General features: G+C 41.1%; 18 protein-coding genes. 10 read left to right on the top strand and 8 right to left on the bottom strand.

Going from position 1 to position 19,739, the window contains the following annotated elements:
• Position 1 precedes the first annotated feature (1 nt).
• The 10 genes from E0H81_RS06460 (at position 2) to galE (ending at position 11,116) form a co-directional block, all read left to right on the top strand.
• Positions 2 to 616 (top strand): sugar transferase, encoded by a 615-nt coding sequence (locus tag E0H81_RS06460; protein WP_131317530.1) that lies wholly within the window; start codon positions 2 to 4, stop codon positions 614 to 616.
• Positions 613 to 1,164, top strand: a complete 552-nt coding sequence (locus E0H81_RS06455; RefSeq protein ID WP_131317528.1) for a GNAT family N-acetyltransferase — start codon at positions 613 to 615, stop codon at positions 1,162 to 1,164. Before E0H81_RS06460 ends, E0H81_RS06455 begins: the two co-directional genes overlap by 4 nt.
• Positions 1,161 to 2,048, top strand: a complete 888-nt coding sequence (locus E0H81_RS06450; protein WP_131317526.1) for a 1-aminocyclopropane-1-carboxylate deaminase/D-cysteine desulfhydrase — start codon at positions 1,161 to 1,163, stop codon at positions 2,046 to 2,048. The genes E0H81_RS06455 and E0H81_RS06450 overlap by 4 nt, the downstream gene beginning before the upstream one ends.
• An 8-nt stretch (positions 2,049 to 2,056) precedes the next feature.
• Complete coding sequence (locus E0H81_RS06445) at positions 2,057 to 3,064, top strand: ATP-grasp domain-containing protein (RefSeq protein WP_131317524.1); 1,008 nt, start codon at positions 2,057 to 2,059, stop codon at positions 3,062 to 3,064.
• A gap of 15 nt (positions 3,065 to 3,079) precedes the next feature.
• Positions 3,080 to 4,249, top strand: coding sequence for a DegT/DnrJ/EryC1/StrS family aminotransferase (locus E0H81_RS06440; RefSeq protein WP_131317521.1), 1,170 nt, complete (start codon positions 3,080 to 3,082; stop codon positions 4,247 to 4,249).
• Between the two features lie 137 nt (positions 4,250 to 4,386).
• Entirely contained in the window at positions 4,387 to 6,261 is a 1,875-nt protein-coding gene (locus E0H81_RS06435; protein ID WP_131317518.1) for a polysaccharide biosynthesis protein, read from the top strand.
• A 15-nt stretch (positions 6,262 to 6,276) separates the two neighbouring features.
• The gene (gene galU / locus E0H81_RS06430; protein ID WP_131317517.1) at positions 6,277 to 7,152 is read left to right on the top strand and encodes a UTP--glucose-1-phosphate uridylyltransferase GalU; all 876 of its coding nucleotides are present in this window, start codon (positions 6,277 to 6,279) and stop codon (positions 7,150 to 7,152) included.
• A 22-nt stretch (positions 7,153 to 7,174) separates the two neighbouring features.
• Complete coding sequence (locus E0H81_RS06425; protein ID WP_131317515.1) at positions 7,175 to 8,431, top strand: nucleotide sugar dehydrogenase; 1,257 nt, start codon at positions 7,175 to 7,177, stop codon at positions 8,429 to 8,431.
• A complete protein-coding gene (gene pgi, locus E0H81_RS06420; protein WP_131317512.1) occupies positions 8,431 to 10,104 on the top strand; it encodes a glucose-6-phosphate isomerase in 1,674 nt (557 codons plus the stop codon). The genes E0H81_RS06425 and pgi overlap by 1 nt, the downstream gene beginning before the upstream one ends.
• Positions 10,097 to 11,116, top strand: coding sequence for a UDP-glucose 4-epimerase GalE (gene galE, locus E0H81_RS06415; RefSeq protein ID WP_131317510.1), 1,020 nt, complete (start codon positions 10,097 to 10,099; stop codon positions 11,114 to 11,116). Before pgi ends, galE begins: the two co-directional genes overlap by 8 nt.
• A 56-nt stretch (positions 11,117 to 11,172) precedes the next feature.
• Here the strand turns inward: galE and E0H81_RS06410 are convergent, their stop codons facing one another.
• Genes E0H81_RS06410 through ribBA form a run of 8 tightly spaced genes read right to left on the bottom strand, consistent with a single transcriptional unit; the run spans position 11,173 to position 19,335 of the window.
• Positions 11,173 to 12,543 carry a phosphohexomutase domain-containing protein gene (locus E0H81_RS06410; RefSeq protein ID WP_131317507.1) on the bottom strand — a complete coding sequence of 457 codons (1,371 nt, stop codon included), beginning with the start codon at positions 12,541 to 12,543 and terminating at the stop codon, positions 11,173 to 11,175.
• Positions 12,544 to 12,600: 57 nt separating this feature from the next.
• A complete protein-coding gene (gene glmS / locus E0H81_RS06405; RefSeq protein WP_131317505.1) occupies positions 12,601 to 14,439 on the bottom strand; it encodes a glutamine--fructose-6-phosphate transaminase (isomerizing) in 1,839 nt (612 codons plus the stop codon).
• A gap of 13 nt (positions 14,440 to 14,452) precedes the next feature.
• Entirely contained in the window at positions 14,453 to 15,817 is a 1,365-nt protein-coding gene (glmU, locus tag E0H81_RS06400) for a bifunctional UDP-N-acetylglucosamine diphosphorylase/glucosamine-1-phosphate N-acetyltransferase GlmU (RefSeq protein WP_131317502.1), read from the bottom strand.
• Between the two features lie 22 nt (positions 15,818 to 15,839).
• Positions 15,840 to 16,361: a phosphatidylglycerophosphatase A family protein gene (locus E0H81_RS06395; protein WP_131267566.1), complete on the bottom strand. Its 522-nt coding sequence runs from the start codon at positions 16,359 to 16,361 to the stop codon at positions 15,840 to 15,842.
• Positions 16,339 to 17,256: a thiamine-phosphate kinase gene (gene thiL / locus E0H81_RS06390; protein WP_131317498.1), complete on the bottom strand. Its 918-nt coding sequence runs from the start codon at positions 17,254 to 17,256 to the stop codon at positions 16,339 to 16,341. The genes E0H81_RS06395 and thiL overlap by 23 nt, the downstream gene beginning before the upstream one ends.
• Positions 17,257 to 17,276: 20 nt before the next feature.
• Positions 17,277 to 17,726, bottom strand: coding sequence for a transcription antitermination factor NusB (gene nusB, locus E0H81_RS06385; protein WP_131267564.1), 450 nt, complete (start codon positions 17,724 to 17,726; stop codon positions 17,277 to 17,279).
• Between the two features lie 4 nt (positions 17,727 to 17,730).
• On the bottom strand, positions 17,731 to 18,201 hold the full coding sequence (ribH, locus tag E0H81_RS06380) for a 6,7-dimethyl-8-ribityllumazine synthase (protein ID WP_131267563.1): 471 nt from the start codon (positions 18,199 to 18,201) through the stop codon (positions 17,731 to 17,733).
• A gap of 18 nt (positions 18,202 to 18,219) precedes the next feature.
• Positions 18,220 to 19,335, bottom strand: a complete 1,116-nt coding sequence (gene ribBA / locus E0H81_RS06375; protein ID WP_131317496.1) for a bifunctional 3,4-dihydroxy-2-butanone-4-phosphate synthase/GTP cyclohydrolase II — start codon at positions 19,333 to 19,335, stop codon at positions 18,220 to 18,222.
• Positions 19,336 to 19,739: the final 404 nt, after the last annotated feature.

Genomic DNA, 19,739 nt, shown 5'->3' with positions numbered 1-19,739 from the left:
TATGTATAAGCTTTTTTTTAAAAGATTTTTTGATTTTTTGATCTCCATAATAACCTTTATTACGCTGATTCCGATCTTTATTTGTATAATGGTTTTACTTGGGTGGCAGAATAAAGGAACACCATTTTTTTTCCAATTACGGCCAGGAAAAGATGAGAAAATCTTTAAAATTATAAAATTTAAAACGATGAGCGATGCAAAAGATGAGTCGGGAAGTTTATTATCTGATGCGGAACGTCTAACAAAAGCAGGTGCTTTTATTCGCAAGACTTCCCTAGATGAAATTCCGCAGCTGATCAATGTCATTAAAGGTGATATGTCTTTAATAGGACCTAGACCATTGCTAGTGCGTTACTTACCTTATTATGATCAACGTGAAGCGACACGTCATAACGTAAGGCCGGGTATTACTGGACTAGCTCAAGTTAATGGTCGCAATTTCTTAGATTGGGATAGTCGTTTAGAACTTGATGCGCAATATGTAGAAAGTATCAGTCTAATTAAAGATATTAAAATTGTTTTGTTAACTATTAAAAACGTGATTCAACGAAAAGATATTGCTGTTATTCCTGGTGCAATAGGTAAGCCTTTAGATATTGAACGAGCTATAAAATGAAATTGCGTTTATTAGATGAAAAAGATTTACCTTTCCGGGTAAAATGGATGAATGATGCGCGGATTTATTCCACCATGCATTTCAAACCACCTATTTTACTAGAAAATACCATTCAGTGGTTTAATGTTAATAAAAACAATAGTAAACGCGAAGATTTTGTTTTCGAGACATCAGATGGAGAAGTATTAACCATGTCTGGTTTAACCGGACTCGATGCTGATACTTTGAAAATGGAATCTTATATTTTTGTTGCCCCTGACATTAAAGCAAAAGGCCTAGGTAAAAAAACATTATTTTTACAATGTATGTATGCTTTTGAAATTCTAAAAATAAATAAAGTTTATGCTTACATTGATTCAGATAATTTTGCATCTCAAAACTTATATGAAAAAATCGGTTTTAAGAAAGAAGGTATTTTACGTTGTGAAACTAAAAGAGAGAATAATCTTATAGATCGTTATTATTATGGCTGCTTAATAGATGATCTTGATCAAAATTTATTTCAGCATCAAGTAAGTTATGAAAGCAAAGAGATTATACTTTTATGATTATCTATCAAAAAATCTATCAAGCAGAGATTAATCAAAAAATTACTGTTATCCGTGATGATTTATATCCATTTTTAGGTGGCGGTAATAAAGGTCGCAAACTTGATAGTATTGGCCAAGAAATTCTAGATGATTCATATAATGCTGTAGTAACGACGGGTGGTATTCAGTCAAACCATTGCCGAGCAACAGCTGTTTTTTGCGCGCAACATCATTTGCAATGTACGTTAGTACTACATGGTGATAAAGAAGATTTTTTAAAAGAATCTGGCAATGCAAAAATAATGCGAATGTCAGGTGCGAAGATTATTTTTGTTGAACAACCTGTAGATATTGGTCCAATGATGGATCAATCGATGCAGCAATATCAGGACATAGGCCTAAAACCTTATTATTTGTGGGGTGGTGGTCATAATCTTCAAGGCGGTAAAGCTTATATTGATGCTGTTATTCAACTGGATCCGCAATTAGCAATAAATTATTTATTTGTTGCCTGTGGTACCGGTTCTACCCAAGCAGGAATCATGGCAGGTTTATCGCAGAAAAATATGCCTTGTAAAGTTATTGGCGTATCCGTTGCAAGAAATCAGCAATCTGCACAAGAACATGTATCTAATTTTTATAATAAGCTTTGTGATAATTTTTCTATTGCGAAACAACATGAAACTATTGTCTTAGATGATTACTTGTGTGGTGGTTATGAACAATATAATGATGAATTGAAAAAATTATCAGATGATTCAATTCGTGATTATGGCTTTGCTTTAGATACCACATATAGTGGTAAAGCATTTTGGGGTATGCAGCAGTATATTTTAAAGCACAATCTGCAAGGTAATATTGTATTTTGGCATACTGGTGGAATTTTTAATTTTTTGGCTTAAATCAACTTATGAATATTTTATTTACATGCGCCGGACGTCGTAATTATCTCATTAATTATTGTAAACAAGTATTAAATGGTCAAGGTGAAGTCTTGGCTACCGATATGAGCCAGCTGGCTCCAGCAATGTCTGATGCAGATATCAGTTTGATTGTTCCTTCTATTTATAGTGAGGACTACATTCCAAAATTAATTAGTATTGTGAAAGAATATCAGGTTAAAGCAATTATCTCTTTAAATGACCTTGAGTTACCTATTCTCGCTCGCCATAAACAAACCTTTGCTGATCTTGGTGCACAAGTGATGGTTTCAGATAGCTCAGTGATTGATATTTGTTTTGATAAAATTAAAACACGTGATTTCTTAGTATCTATTGGTTTAAATACACCACTAACCTTTACCAATTATGATGAAGCATTACAGGCAATTAAATCAGGTCAATTGACTTTCCCTCTCGTATTAAAACCACGGTGGGGCAGTGCTTCTATTGGAATTGAATTTCCAGAAAGTCTAGAAGAGTTTGAATTAGCGTATAAGTTATTAACGATTAAGTTGAAAAAAACGATTTTGTTTGAAGCAAGCAAGAACGAATTAAACGCTGCCATATTAATTCAGCAAAAGTTGAATGGACCAGAATATGGTATGGATATTGTGAATAACTTGGATCAAGAATACTTTACTACAGTAGTTCGTAAGAAATTATCTATGCGGGCAGGTGAAACAGATAAAGCTATTTCTATTATTGATCAACGTTTTTCAGATGTGGGAGAAAAAATTGCGGTTAATTTAAAACATATTGGTAATTTGGATTGTGATGTCTTTGAACACAATGATGAGTTATATGTTTTAGAGTGTAATCCAAGATTTGGTGGAGGATATCCTTTCTCACATGAAGCAGGGATGAATACGATTCAAGCTTATTTAGCTTGGTTATCGAATGAAAAACTAGATATTACATTCAATCAATATCAAGATGGTCTCGTATTTTCTAAATGCGATCGCCTCATCCGTATTTAATTTAAGGCAAAAAATATGTTAAACACTGCATTTGAACCATGGCCAAGCTTTAGTCAAGAAGAAGCTAATGCCGTATCGCAAGTCTTGCTTTCCAACAAAGTCAATTACTGGACGGGACAAGAATGCCGTGAATTCGAAAAAGAATTTGCACAGTTTGCGGGAACTCAATATGCAGTAGCACTTGCCAACGGTACAGTTGCTTTAGATGTCGCGCTTAAGGCATTGGGCATTGCAGCAGGGGATGACGTGATTGTCACTTCCCGTACTTTTTTAGCTTCTGCCAGTTCAATTGTCACAGCAGGTGCAAATCCAATCTTTGCCGATGTCGAACTGGATTCTCAAAATATTTCGCGTCGCACTATTGAAGCAGTCATCACACCAAATACCAAAGCCATCATTTGTGTGCATTTGGCAGGCTGGATGTGTGATATGGATCCGATCATGCAATTGGCTCGTGATAAAGGCTTGTACGTGATTGAAGACTGTGCGCAGGCGCATGGTGCAATGTACAAAGGTAAATCTGCTGGCTCCATTGGTCATATTGCTGCCTGGTCATTCTGCCAGGACAAGATCATGAGCACTGGCGGTGAAGGCGGTATGGTCACCACCAATGATGAAACACTATGGAAAAAAATGTGGTCCTATAAAGACCATGGTAAAAATTTTGATAGCATCTATAACAAGCAACATCCACCGGGGTTCCGTTGGTTGCATGATTCATTTGGTACCAACTGGCGCATGATGGAAATGCAGGCCGTCATTGGCCGTATTCAGCTTAAAAAAATGCCAGAATGGACTCAAAAACGTACGGAAAATATGGAAAAAGTTTTAACCGTATTTGAAAGCAGTCCATATTTTACCGTGCATCGACCATCTGCAGATTATGTACATGCAGCGTATAAATGCTATGTACAGGTCAATACCGAAAAGCTGCCTGAAGGCTGGTCACGTGACCGGATCATGCAGGACATCAATGCGCTGAATGTGCCTTGTTTTAGCGGTTCCTGTTCAGAAGTCTATCTCGAGCACGCGTTTGATGGCACGCCATGGCGTCCGGCACAGCGTTTGCCAAATGCGCAAAAACTCGGTGAAACCAGTCTGATGTTTTTGGTCCATCCTACTTTAAGTCAAGAAAGCATGAATAAGACTGTAGCGGGTATCCAGCATGTGATTAGCCAGCTTTAATAGCGTATTGAGTAGTGTGGAGCATAAAATTATGTGTTCCACATTATGAAATATGTGCAGTCAATGTGGGGATCTAGATTAAATCAAGAGATATCTAATCTATATAAAATAATCGAATTGAAAAAGAAGCCTTTCCAGTGAAATCAATTATTGTTCCATTCGCTACAGCATCAAGACACAAGAAACAAAGCTTTTTAATCGTTTTAGACTTTTTGGTTTTTCCTGTTCTTATCTGGCTTTGTTATGCTATTCGTCAGTTTAACCTTGGTGCAGAGGTTGTTCCCAACTTGGCTTTTGGCTCTTTATGGGTCAGTGTTTTGGCAGTTTGTTCATTACTGGTTTGTGGTGTTTATCTTTTTATTGTCCGTAGCTTCAATGAGGTATTCATTGCTAAATTAGCACTTGCAACTGCCTTAACGGTTGTGGGTCTATACGCAATGGCATATTCGACCGATGCTTTTATTCCAACATCTATTCCCTTGATGTTTGGTTTCTTGATGTTTAGCTGGATCTGGGTAAGTCGCGGCATGATTCGAGCGGTGGTGAAGTCTTATTTACAGTCCGATATTCCGCGTAAACGTGTTGCAATTTATGGTGCCGGATATGCCGGTCAACAGGTGGCAGCTACACTCTACAGGTCCGATGAACATTTACCGGTATTTTTTATTGATGATGATATTTCATTGTCGAGTCAAATAATTGGCGGATTAAAAGTTTATCATCCTGCCCATGCTTTAAATTTATTTGCAAAACAACAGGTAGATGAAATACTGATTGCACTGCCTTCTGTAGGACGTGTACGTAAAAGTGAAATACTCAAGTTTTTAGAGCCTGCACATCTTAAAATTACTGAAATCCCAGGTTTAACCCGATTGGTGGATGGGGAAATTCGCGTTTCAGACATCAAGGAAGTAGATATCATTGATTTGTTAGGTCGCGATCCCATCCCGCCTATTCAAGAATTATTGGCTAAAAATATCCTGAATAAAGTCGTGATGGTGACGGGTGCGGGCGGTTCAATTGGTTCAGAACTTTGCCGACAAATTATTAAAAATAAGCCTCAAAAATTAGTGATTTATGAACTTACAGAATTTGCGTTATATGGTATCGATAAAGAGCTGAATTTAAATACCGATATTGAGATTATTCCTATTTTGGGAACTGTGCTGGACCAAGCAAAATTAGAACGGGTGATTGAACAATATCAAGTACAAACAATTTATCATGCTGCCGCATATAAGCATGTACCTTTGGTTGAGTGTAATCCACTTGCGGGACTCAAAAATAATTCGATTGGTACTGCATTTAGCTTGAATGCTGCGGTAAAAAAAGGGGTTGAAACTTTTGTTTTAATTTCAACAGATAAAGCAGTACGTCCGACCAATGTGATGGGTGCCTCAAAACGTATGGCAGAATTATACTGTCAAGCCATGGCTGAAGCACAAAACCAGACCCAAGTCAGTATTGTCCGTTTTGGTAATGTTTTAGGTTCATCGGGCTCAGTGGTTCCTTTGTTTAAGCAGCAAATTGCTAAAGGCGGTCCAATCACGGTAACCCATCCCGATGTAACCCGATACTTCATGACTATTCCGGAAGCATCACAGCTGGTGATTCAGGCCGGTGCTTTGGGACAAGGCGGTGATGTTTTTCTGTTAGACATGGGGGAACCGGTTCGTATTCAGGATTTGGCGCGACAAATGATTGCCTTGAGTGGGTTGACCGTTCGAGAAGCAGATTCGCAGCAGGGAGATATTGAAATTCAATACTCCGGCTTACGTCCTGGTGAAAAACTGTACGAAGAGTTACTCATTGATCATGAAGATACTGAAATTACACAACATACTCGTATTTTAAGATCTTTCGAAAAGCATTATCCTCTGGATGAGCTGATTAAAATTTTTGAAAAAATGAATACGCTGACAGCCATTGAAGAGGATGTAAATTGGGCTTTGATCCAGTTAGAGCATTATGTTGATGGCTATCAACGTGGCAAAGAAATTAAAGTAAATTAATATTTAGGTATGCTAATGATCAAAAAAGCGATTCTCCCAGTAGCAGGTTTAGGTACCCGGTTCTTACCTGCCAGTAAGTCGATTCCCAAAGAAATGGTTACGGTTGTTGACCGTCCAGCCATTGAATATGTAGTACGCGAGGCAGTTGCGGCAGGGATTGAACAAATTATTCTGGTGACTCATTCTTCAAAAGCTTCCATTGAAAATTATTTCGACCGCAATTTTGAACTTGAAACCACATTAGAAAATAAAAAGAAATTTGATTTGCTCAAAGAAATCACTGAAATCTTACCTCCACATGTCAGTGTTGTGAGTGTTCGTCAGCCACAGCCACTTGGTTTAGGACATGCGGTATTGTGCGCAAAAGCCGTGGTGGGAGACGAAGATTTTGCTGTATTACTTCCAGATGTGCTGGTTAAAGATGATCAGGCTGAAAATGACCTGGCGAAAATGATCGCGCGTTTTGAAGCGACTGGCGCTTCACAAATTATGGTTGAAGCAGTACCTGAGCATCTGGTCGATCAATACGGAATTGTTGATGTCGCCGAAAGTCCGGCAGTGGCTGAAAGCGTTATCATGCAAGGTATTGTAGAGAAGCCTGCAGTGGGAACAGCACCCTCTAATCTTTCAGTGGTTGGTCGCTACGTACTCCCTGCAAAAATTATGCAATTATTAGAGCAGACACCCAAAGGTGCAGGTAATGAAATTCAATTGACTGATGCGATTGCAATGTTACATCAGACAGATTGCATTGAAGCCTATCGTATGAAAGGTCAAACTTTCGATTGTGGTAGCAAACTCGGTTATTTAAAAGCAGTATTGCATTATGGTGTAGCTCATCCAAAATTGGGTGAAGATTTTAAAGCCTTAATTAAAGAGTTAAAACTATAAAATTATAAGATTAGGAGCTTTTATGAAAGTTGCGGTATTTGGACAAACCCTTTATGCCGGTGTAATGGCAGCTTTATTGGCAGAGTGTGGACATCAGGTGTATTGGTGTGATGTATTAAAAAAGACATCGTCAGAACAGGCCTATGCACAAGATGAAGCGGTTAAGCATTTATTGGAAAAACAAGCAAAAAATGGATTTCTTCAATATTGCAACTTCAATGAAATTCCTTTAGATACCGATGTTTATTTTTTTAGTTTAAGCCCTGCTGAAGAAGCCCAAGGCATCGAACTTCTAAAAGAGCTCAAACAACGCCCCATTATTCATCCCAAGTTGATGATTAATGCTTCAACTTTGGGGTTGCACAGTACTGAGAAATTCCAGCATATTCTTGCCCAAGATGAGTGGGTGTATTTACCCGATATGATTCAGGAAGGTAATGCGCTACCCAGCATGACGCAAGCTGAACAGCTGATTGTCGGTTGTACGCGATCTGAAGTTCAGAACAAGGTTCGGGAATTGTTACGTCCTTTATTTCCCCGTCAGCAACAGTATCTGTTTATGCCTGTTTTAGATGCTGAATTTACCAAGCTCAGTATTTCCGGCATGTTGGCAACACGTATCAGTTATATTAACGACTTGGCTGTAGTCGCAGAAAAACTGGGCATTGATATTGAGCATGTCCGTCAGGGTATGGCTGCAGATAGCCGTATTGGTGCTTCTTATTTGTATCCGAGTGCCGGCTTTGGTGGGGAAAACTTCTCACACGATATTATGACTTTGGCCAATACGGTTTCTGGTACTGGGGTTAAAAGCCAGTTACTGGCTCAGGTTTGGGAAATTAACCAACAGCAAAAAGAGCTTTTATTTAGAAAATTATGGAACTATTTTCATGGTGACTTGAACGGGAAAACCGTCGCCATTTGGGGGGCTGCATTTAAGGAAAATACCTCTCGTATTCAACAATCGCCTATTCACGTCATGCTGAATGCCTTGTGGGCACAAGGGGTCAAGGTTAAATTACATGATCCTCAAGCCCTCGCTGAAATTGAAAAAATATATGGGCATCGTGAAGACCTGATTTATTGTACCGATCAATATGAAGCTGTAAAAGACAGCCATGCCTTGTGTTTACTGACTGCATGGAAGCAATACTGGAGTCCAGATTACAAGAGACTGCTTCAAACCATGCAGCATCCCTTAATTTTAGATGGCCGTAATATTTTTGATCCGGATTATGTTAAAGCACAAGGCTTTGCTTATATGGGAGTTGGACGCTAATGACACAGCCTATTCAGCCTTTTATAGTCAATAATGATAAATCCGTTTTAGTGAAATTAAATCCTTTAAAAAAACAGTTTGAGCAGCTGCATTTAAATGACTTGTTCGCGCAAGATGATCAGCGTTTCGAAAAATTCTCAGTGGCATGTGAACAGCTTGTGCTAGATTTTAGTAAGCATCGTATTGACCAGAATGTCTTGAATGCATTAATTCATTTTGCTGAGACACAAAATCTGGAAAAATGGATTGAACGGCTTTTTTCTGAAGAGCAGATCAATTATACCGAGCAGCGTGCAGCAATGCATTGGGCTTTGCGCCTTCCTGAGAATGATCCATTACATCCGCAACTTTCAAGTCAGGTGCATGCTCAATTACAACGCATGTTTGCCCTGGTAGAAAAAATTCACGCAGGCCAATGTCGCGGCGCAACCGGTGAAGTGATTCAGGATGTCGTCAATATCGGGGTCGGTGGATCAGATCTTGGACCACTGATGGTATCCCAAGCTTTATCTGATTTTAAGCAAGCGACATCAAAATCACTGAATGTACATTTTGTTTCCACGATCGATGGCAGTCAGTTATCCGAGCTGTTGCATAAGCTGCGCCCAGAAACCACCCTGTTTATTATTTCATCGAAATCTTTTGGAACCATTGATACCTTATCCAATGCGCAAACGGCACGCTTGTGGTTAGAAAAAGCCTTTGGCCAACATAGCCAGATGCTGAAACATCATTTTGTGGGGGTGTCGACCAAACCTGAAAAAATGACGGAATGGGGGATTGCCGAGGAAAACCAGTTTCTGCTTTGGGATTGGGTTGGCGGTCGTTATTCTCTCTGGTCATGTATTGGCCTGCCGATTGCTTTGACAATCGGGGTGGAAGGCTTCAAGCAGTTGCTTGCCGGTGCACACGCCATCGATCAGCATTTCCAAACAGCGCCTTTAAGTCAAAATATTCCGGTGCTGATGGGCTTGCTGGGTGTTTGGAACAATAACTTCCTTGATATTCAAACCCATGCAGTACTGCCTTATGATGGCCGCCTGAAATACTTTGCTTCCTACTTGCAGCAGCTAGAAATGGAATCGAATGGTAAGTCGATTCAGCGCAATGGTGAAAAAGTCACTTTGGATACCTGCCCGATTGTCTGGGGGGAAGTCGGGCCGAATGCCCAGCATGCCTTTTATCAATTGTTACATCAAGGTACACAGGCAGTAAGCTGTGATTTTATTGCACCTGTGCAACGCTATAATACCAACCAGTTTACCTATGCAGAAAATGCTGAGGCCTTGGTCGAGCAGCACCATTTAGCTTTATCCAACTGTCTGGCGCAGTCGCGTTTATTGGCATTTGGTAATCAGGCGCTTGATCAAGATGAATTAGAAAATTTAGCGCGCTATAAGCAGTATTCGGGTAATCAACCGAGCACGACCATTTTATTGCAAGAATTAAATCCCTATAGTTTAGGTATGCTGATTGCCATGTATGAACACAAGGTATTCGTACAGTCTGTACTTTGGAATATCAATCCATTCGATCAATGGGGCGTTGAGAAAGGCAAAGAAATTGCCAATCAGCTGTTGCCGATTTTAAATGGAGATGTAGAAGATATTTCGAGTTTAGATGCCTCTACTCAAGGGTTGATCCAGATATTATTAGGGAAAACACATGGCTAAAATTTTAGTAACAGGTGGGGCGGGTTATATAGGCTCGCATACCTGTGTGGAGCTGTTAAATTCAGGACATGAAGTTGTGGTTCTGGATAATCTTTGCAACAGTTCAGAAGAATCTCTTAACCGTGTGCAACAGTTGACCGGTAAAACCTTGGTTTTTGTTGAAGGCGATATTCGTGATGCACAAGTTCTGGATCAGGTTTTTCAGCAATATCCGATTGATGCGGTAATTCATTTTGCCGGTTTGAAAGCGGTGGGCGAAAGTCAGCAAATTCCATTGACCTATTTTGATAATAATATTGCCGGTTCTATTAGCCTGGTTAGAGCAATGGAACGCGCAGAAATTTTTAATTTGGTTTTTAGCTCATCTGCAACCGTTTATGATGAAGCAAATACATCTCCGCTAAATGAAGAGATGCCAACAGGTATGCCAAGTAATAACTATGGCTACACCAAACTGATTGTTGAACAACTCTTGCAAAAATTATCAATTGCAGATGAACGTTGGTCGATTGCGCTACTTCGCTATTTTAATCCGGTCGGTGCACATAAAAGTGGACGTATTGGTGAAGATCCACAAGGGATTCCCAATAATTTGATGCCATATGTGACTCAGGTGGCAGTAGGGCGCCGAGAGAAACTTTCTATTTTTGGTCAGGACTATGACACTGTCGATGGTACAGGCGTGCGTGACTATATTCATGTGGTCGATTTGGCCAATGCGCATTTATGTGCCTTGAATAACCGTTTAAATGCGCAAGGTTGTCGTGCCTGGAATATCGGCACCGGCAATGGTTCATCTGTGCTTCAAGTTAAAAATACGTTTGAAAAAGTGAACGGTATAGCGGTCGCATTTGAATTTGCTCCACGTCGTGAAGGGGATGTGGCAACCTCTTTTGCGGATAATGCACGTGCAGTGTCAGAGCTAGGCTGGACACCACAATATGCTTTAGAAGATATGTTGGCAGATAGCTGGAACTGGCAAAAACAAAATCCCACTGGTTATAAAAATTAATGGGTCTAAATAAAAATGGGAGCATATCGGCTCCCATTTTTATTGCTGAAATTAAATTAACTCTGAATGAGTAACGTTAATTCATTCACATAGTCTTGCATCGGTTTTGGATTCTTGTCACGGCGACTTTCGATATTTAAACGTAATAGTGGTTCAGTATTTGAAGCACGTACGTTCAAACGCCATACGCCAAAATCTAAACTCACACCATCCGTGTAATCAATCTCAGGTTTTTGATCTGCATAGTGATCAAAAATCTTTTGAATTGTCGTTTGAGTATCCGTAACTTTAAAGTTGATTTCACCCGAACATGGGAATTTCGAAATCATCTCTTCAACCAGGCTAGATAATGATTTTTTAGTTTCAGATAAAACCACAACCGCCAATAACCACGGAATCATGCCACTATCGCAATAAGCAAAATCACGGAAATAATGATGTGCACTCATCTCGCCCCCATAAACCGCATTGTGCTCACGCATCACATCTTTAATGAAGGCGTGACCTGATTTTGATTGCACAGCAATACCCTGATATTGCTCAACCACATCCAAGGTATTCCAAACCAGGCGAGGGTCATGAACGACTTTCTCACCAGACTGTTTCAGCAAGAAGGCTTGTGCAAGCAGACCGACAATGTAATAACCTTCAATAAACTGGCCTTTTTCATCAAAAAGGAAGCACCGATCGAAGTCGCCATCCCAGGCAATCCCCATATCTGCTTGATGCTGAATGACTGCATCACGGGTGCTATCACGGTTTTCAATTAAAATCGGGTTGGGAATACCATTCGGGAATGTTCCATCAGCTTCATTATTGATTTTGATAAATTCAACCGGTATATGCAGCTGTTTAAATTTTTCCTCAATTGCATCTACCACATGACCTGCTGCACCGTTACCAGCATTCATCACCAATTTCATTGGGCTGATTTGAGCCGGGTCGATATAGCTCATCAAATGTTCAATAAATTCAGGCAAAATATTGTAGTTTTGAGTTATCCCTTTTTTTGCAACTTCAGTAAAGTTCTCTGCTTCTGCCAAAGCTTGAATCTCTTTGAGTCCGGTATCCGCACTAATCGGGCGTGCATTTTCACGTACCAATTTCATGCCGTTATAATCCATTGGATTATGACTTGCAGTAATTTCAATTCCGCCTTGAACGTCAAGATGGAATGCACCGAAATAGACTTCTTCTGTACCGGTCATGCCTAAATCTAAAACATTGGCGCCAGCATCATTTAAACCTTTGATCGTGGCCTGTTTCAATGCTTCACTGCTTAAGCGGATATCACAACCAATGACGACTGATTTTGGTTGATAAATCTGACCATAGGCACGGCCAATTTTATAGGCGATCTCTTCATTGAGTTCAGCACCTAATTTACCTCGGATATCATAAGCTTTAAAACAAGTCAGTTGCGTCATTTTTTTCTCTCTATAAAGAAAAGGCCGATTTTAATCAGCCTTTTATATATTAAATTTTTATTCTACAGTGACCGATTTCGCCAAGTTGCGTGGCTGATCGACATCGGTGCCACGCAGTACTGCGACATGGTAAGACAGGAGTTGTACCGGAATACTGTAAACAATTGGAGAAAGGATCGGGCTGATACTTGGAACATGGACCACATGCTGGCGGTCTTTTCCTTTAATTCCACTGTTTTCATCGGCAAATACGAATAATTCACCACCGCGGGCTTGAACTTCTTCCATATTGGATTTGAGTTTATCCAGCATGTCATCTTTCGGGGCAAGAATCACCACAGGCATGTCATTATCAACCAGTGCCAATGGCCCGTGTTTCAGTTCACCTGCGGCATAACCTTCAGCGTGAATATATGAAATTTCTTTCAGTTTCAAGGCGCCTTCAAGTGCAATAGGAAATTCTGTACCGCGACCAAGGAATAGGCAGTGCTGTTTCTCTACAAAGAGTTCCGATAAACGCAAAATATCTTTATCTTTTTGCAGCGTATCTAAAATTACTTTGGGTACATGCCATAAATCAGTAATGATCGCCGTGGTTTTTTCCGCAGTAATACTTTGCTTCACCTGACCGATTTTTAAAACCAACAGCAGAAGTGCTGCAAGTTGTGTGGTGAAGGCCTTGGTCGATGCAACCCCAATTTCTGGCCCCGCCAAAGTCAGTAGACTATGGTTGGTTTCACGAACCATTGAAGAGGTTGCCACATTACAGATGGTCAGGGTCGCAATGTCTAGATTTTTTGCAGCAGCACGTTTTTGTGTATCACGAAGTGCCGCCAAAGTATCAGCCGTTTCACCTGACTGAGAAATACACACATAAAGTGTATTATTGACAATCACAGGGGTGCGATAGCGGAATTCACTGGCAATCTCAACCTGACAAGGCAGGTCAATCAGTTGCTCGAACCAGTATTTTGCGATCATGCCGGCATGGTAGCTGGTCCCACAGGCAATGATTTGGATCTGTTGGATTTTTTCAAAATCAACAACCGCATCTTTTAAGAAATCTTCACGTAAAACATTTCCATTTAATGCTTGGGAAATGGTTTGCTGGATCGCTTCTGGCTGCTCATAAATTTCTTTGAGCATGTAGTGTTTGTATTCACCTTTAGAAGCATTGCTTACCGTGGCATCCAATTCTTTCACAGGACGCTGAACCAATTGACCATCTACAAATATTTCAATGCTATTACGGGTTAAACGCGCAATATCACCTTCTTCGAGGTAAATAAAACGGTTGGTAATGGGAAGTAACGCCAATTGATCCGAACTGATAAAGTTTTCACCAATCCCGACACCAATCACTAGCGGCGAACCTTCACGAACGGTAATCAATTCATCCGGATAATCGGTATGTACAATCCCGAGAGCATACGCACCTTTAAGCTGCGGAACGACTTGCTGTACTGCTGCTAAAAGGCTAGGTGTCGACTTCAATGCATCGTTGACCAAATGTGCCACAACTTCAGTATCGGTTTGTGAAGTAAACACATAACCAAGCGCTTCAAGATCATCTTTCAGTTCTTGATAGTTTTCAATGATGCCGTTATGAACCACAGCCACCGTACCTGAAATATGCGGATGGGCATTATTTTCAGTCGGTTTACCATGGGTTGCCCAACGTGTATGTGCAATACCGAGTGAGCCTTGAATATCGGCTTCTGCGACTGCCTGTTCCAGATTGATGACTTTACCGACACGACGTTCACGCAGTACATGGCCGCCATTAATCAGTGCCATGCCTGCTGAATCATAACCACGGTACTCAAGGCGTTTTAGGCCTTCAATTAAAATATTGCTAATATTACGTTCAGCAACGCCACCGACAATTCCGCACATATTTATAATCCTCTTATTTTTTCAATTTTTGGGGGCGTTGATAGTTTTCTTTAGCGACTTGTTTTGATCGTTCAAAGGCTAAACTATTTTCTGCGACATCGCGTGTGATGACTGAGCCGGCACCCACAGTTGCACCATTGCCAATACTCACCGGGGCAACCAGTGAGCTATTTGAACCGATAAAAGCTGAATCACCAATAATGGTTTTAAATTTATTGGCACCATCATAATTGCAGGTAATGGTACCGGCCCCAATATTCGAGCCTGCGCCGACTTCTGCATCACCTAAATAGGTAAAGTGATTGGCTTTAGACCCGAGACCAATGCTTGAATTTTTAACTTCAACAAAATTGCCGATGTGGACTTCGTTTGCCAGTTTGGCACCTGGACGCAAACGGGAAAATGGACCAATTTGCGCATCTTCGCCAACAATCGCATTGTCGAAAATACTGTAGGGTTGAACTTTGCTGCCAGAAGCAATCGTGGTATTTTTGATGATACAACCGGCACCAATTTCAACATTGTCACCAAATTCGCAATCACCTTCAATGACCACATTAATGTCGATCCGCACATCTTGACCTACTTTTAATTGACCACGTAAGTCGAAACGGGCAGGGTCGATTAAATGCACGCCTTGCTGCATGAGTTTTTTTGCCTGATAGCTCTGGAATTCACGTTCTAAAGCAGCAAGCTGAACACGGTCATTGACGCCTTCAACTTCAAAGGCACGTTCCGGTTCTACAGATGCAACTTCTAAGCCATCTGCAATTGCCATAGCGACAATATCAGTCAGGTAATACTCACCTTGGGCATTTTTATTAGAAAGTTTGGGCAACCATTGATGCAGTTTGGCATTGCTGACACAGTAAATACCGGTATTGATTTCCTTAATTTGACGCTGTGCATCGTTTGCATCTTTATGCTCAACAATGGCTTGAATTTTATTGTTTTCACGCACGATACGGCCATAACCTGCCGCGTCATTCAAGGTTAATGTCACCAAGCCAATGCCTGTTTCACGTGAAACAGCCAACAGCTTTTCCAGGGTTTCTTGGGTAATGCAAGGCACATCGCCGGAAAGAATCAGTGAAACGCCATCGCTAGGAAGTACCGGTAAGGTGACTTTAACGGCATGGCCTGTACCGAGTTGTTCTGCTTGTTCAACCCATTGCACATTCTCTTGTTCGAAGGCTTGCTGTACTTTATCTCCACCATGGCCATAAATGGTAATAATGTTTTTTGCATTGAGTTTTTTTGCCGTTTCAATGACATGGCGCAGCAAAGGACGTCCTGCAAGAGGTTGTAATACTTTCGGTAAATTAGAACGCATACGTGTTCCTTTACCTGCAGCAAGAATAATAACGCTAGTAGACATCTGTAATCCTACAATTTTTAGCTTAAGCCATCATGAACGATAAATAAATGTAAATGCATAGTGCAGCCCAAATGCCGGCGATAATATCGTCAAACATAATGCCGAAGCCGCCACCGACTTGACGGTCAATCACGCGAATAGGCCAAGGTTTCCATACATCAAACAAACGAAATAAAGCAAATCCAACCAATATCCATAACCAGCTCATGTGCCCTAAATAAATGAGAGGCAAAAATGTAATCGACTGTCCGGCAAACTCATCCCAGACAATACGCCCATCATCATGCACGCCCATGACTTTGGCGGTTTGACCACAAATATAGATGCCTATAAGTGACATTACAAAAATAGCAAATATAGAGTTAACAAAGCCCAATACTAGCCAAATAGGAATAAATAGTAATGCAAATGCTGAACCAAAAGTCCCTGGTGCTTTAGGTAATAAACCAGAGCCGAAGCCAACGCCACAAAACACGATGCAGCGGTTTGGCCAGGACATGTTTTTAAAATTAATGCTGGGTTTATGCAAAGTGTTGGTATCCATGAAATTGTAGCGAATGATCTACGCCATTCTGCACAAAAGTTAAGCCTTTTTCTTGGGCAATTTTTCCAATCCTGGTAATGTCGACATCTAATTGTTGTTGCAAAAGCTTTTCATAGTTTTGCGGGCTGATTGTAAAGCATAGTTCATAGTCGTCGCCACCTGCGAGTGCATATTGCCACTGCTTTTCTTGTTGTAATTTTTTTAAAGCAGCATCAATCGGTAGCTGGTCTAAATCTAAGGTTGCACCGACATGCGATGCTTTAAGGATATGTCCTAGGTCTTGGGCCAAGCCATCAGATATATCAATCATACTTGAGGCGAGGCCTTTTAACTTTTGACCGAGTTGACAACGCGGGGTGGGGTAATCCAGACGTTTCTGTAGATGATGACCTAAATGTTGCAATGCATAAGCGGCATCACCGACTTGACCGCTAACACAGACATAGTCACCGATTTGTGCGCCAGAACGTGTCACGGCCTGACCTGCTTCAATCCAGCCGAGGGCAGTGACTGAAATGGTCAGATGAGGACTTTGTGTGGTATCACCACCAATTAAACTCACACCAAATTGATCGCAGCAATCATACAGACCCTGGCTAAAACCTTTCAGCCAGTCATGATCAATTTGGGGTAGGCTCAATGCAAGAAGAATGCTGTGTGGTTTGGCACCCATTGCAGCAATATCGGATAAATTGACGGCAACAGATTTCCAGCCAATGGCATGCGGGTTTGTATCTAAAGGAAAATGTCGCCCGGCAACTAAAGTATCGGCACAGATGACCAGTTGCTGGTTGGGAGGGGGAGTGAGCAAGGCTGAGTCGTCACCGACACCTAAATCGACAGATGAATTGATCTGCCGATTAAAATAAGTATCAATGATCGAGAACTCAGCCATACAACAAATCTACTGAAAAATTAGTCGGCTTGTTGCTTTTCTGCTGCACGTAAGCTGGTGGCTAAACGGTCCAATACACCATTGATGTATTTATGGCTGTCTGCACCGCCAAAGTGTTTAGCAAGCTCAATCGATTCATCTAAAACGACGCGATATGGAATTTCAAGATGATCTTGCAATTCATAGGCACCCAGACGAAGAGTTGCAAGTTCAACGCCATCAAGGGCGCTAACTTCGCGGTCAAGCACAGGGATTAAGAGCGCATCCAATGCTTCATGATTGGCAACCACTTGAGTCAACAATTCATGATAATAGCCGAGATCCACTTTGTGCATGGCATTTTCCACACGGGTACGTGCTTCAATCTCATGCACTGGATTGTGGCTCATCTGCCATTCATAAATTCCTTGTACAGCAAAGCGACGTGCTTTACGTTTCGCTGCATAAGTTGCTTGAAGTGTTTGCGACATAGCGTTAAATAGCCTTTAACAAGTTAACCATTTCAATCGCAGTAAGGGCAGCTTCGCCACCTTTATTACCTGCTTTTGTTCCAGAGCGTTCAATCGCTTGTTCAATACTATCCGTAGTTAATACACCGTTAATTACTGGTAAGCCAGCATCCAGGCCAACAACGCCTAAACCTTTGACACATTCACCAGCAACAAAATCAAAGTGAGGCGTGCTACCACGAATCACGGCGCCAAGTGCAATGATCGCATCAAAACGATCTGAAGCGGCAAGTTTTTTTGCAACCACAGGAAGTTCCCAAGCGCCAGGTGCGTGAACAACAGTGATATTATCCTCTGATACGCCATGACGTTTCAACGTATCAATTGCACCTTCTAGCAAATGTTCAACAACAAAGCTATTAAAGCGACCCACTAAAATCGCATAACGGTCTTCGTTCGCGAGATGTAACATACCTTCAATACGGCGAACTGCCATGGCAACCTCGATTATTTCTTAAATTGTTTGCTGTGCGGTGATATATTCCACCACTTCCAAGTTAAAGCCTGATAGTGCATTGAAACGTAATGGAGAGCTAAGCAACTTCATTTTTTCAACACCCAAATCACGTAAAATTTGTGCACCTACACCAATGGTTTGATATTGCTGTGAAAGGGCAGCATTGGATTTTGTTGGTTTTGGTGCAGTCAAGCTGTCCAGTGCAGGACCCAAATCCTGTAAATGGCGTTGACCAATCCAGACCAGGACACCGCGATCACTGTTGGCAATTTCTTTCAATGCGCGGTCTAAGTTCCAGGCAGGCTCACCATCTTGCTTATTGAGTTTAAGCAAGTCACGTGCCGGATTAAAGCCATGCACGCGAACAGTGGTTACGCCGTCTTTCGGTTGACCTTTTACTAAAGCCAAATGAATGTCTGGATTACCAATTTCGCGGTAACGATATAAATCAAATGTACCGTATTCAGTATCTAAAGTTTGTTGATCGATACGTTCTACGGTTTGTTCATTGGTCATGCGGTAGTGGATCAGATCCGCAATGGTACCCATTTTCAAACCATGTTTTTCGGCGAAAACTTCAAGGTCAGGACGGCGCGCCATGGTGCCATCTTCATTAATAATTTCACAAATCACCGAAGCAGGTTCTAGGCCCGCCAAGCGCGATAAGTCACAACCGGCTTCAGTATGACCGGCACGGTGCAGTACGCCACCTGGCTGTGCCATGAGTGGGAAGATATGTCCGGGTTGTACAATGTCAGCCGGTTTTGCATGTGCTGCAACTGCAGTTTGAATGGTATGTGCACGTTCAGCAGGAGAAATCCCTGTTGAAATGCCTTTTGCAGCTTCAATCGAAAGGGTAAAGTTAGTGCCGTGCTGCGCACCATTTGCATCAACCATTAAAGGTAGATTGAGTTGCTGACAACGGTCGCGGCTAAGCGTTAAGCAAACTAAACCACGCGCATGCGTGATCATAAAGTTGATGTCTTCTGGACGCACGTGTGTCGCAGCAATGACTAAATCACCTTCATTTTCACGATCTTCATCATCCATCAGGATGACCATTTTCCCTGCACGGATATCTGCTACGAGCTCTTCAACGGTATTGAGCGGCATCAACCTTCACCTTCTTTTTGTCTCAAATGACATTTTGCTTGTATTGATTGCTGCATAGTCTAACGTGTTTTGACGTCATTTGCCTATGCTTATTGATTTCCCTAAACTGCCCATTGTTATACACAGTCGTAGAATGCTTGAAAAGAGGCCTTTATTTTAAAAGCCTGCGATTATGCACAATCTTTAAACAGTTGAAATGTATAAATAACGACAAGCTTATGCAGAATGTTGATAATTGTTTGGATTTTAGACCGTTATTTCTATTTCAGATGACTAAAGAGCCGATATAGCACTAAGAAATAAACATCATCGTATGCAGGTGATCTGGCGGGAATTTATGCTTTCTTTATAGACTTGTCAGTTGTATTAAAAGAATAAACTTATCTTTAGTCGAATAGGCGGAT

Source organism: Acinetobacter terrestris, assembly GCF_004331155.1.
Classification (GTDB): Bacteria; Pseudomonadota; Gammaproteobacteria; order Pseudomonadales; family Moraxellaceae; genus Acinetobacter; species Acinetobacter terrestris.
Note: the sequence above shows the minus strand (reverse complement) of the source record. Positions and strands in the feature narration are given on the sequence as shown.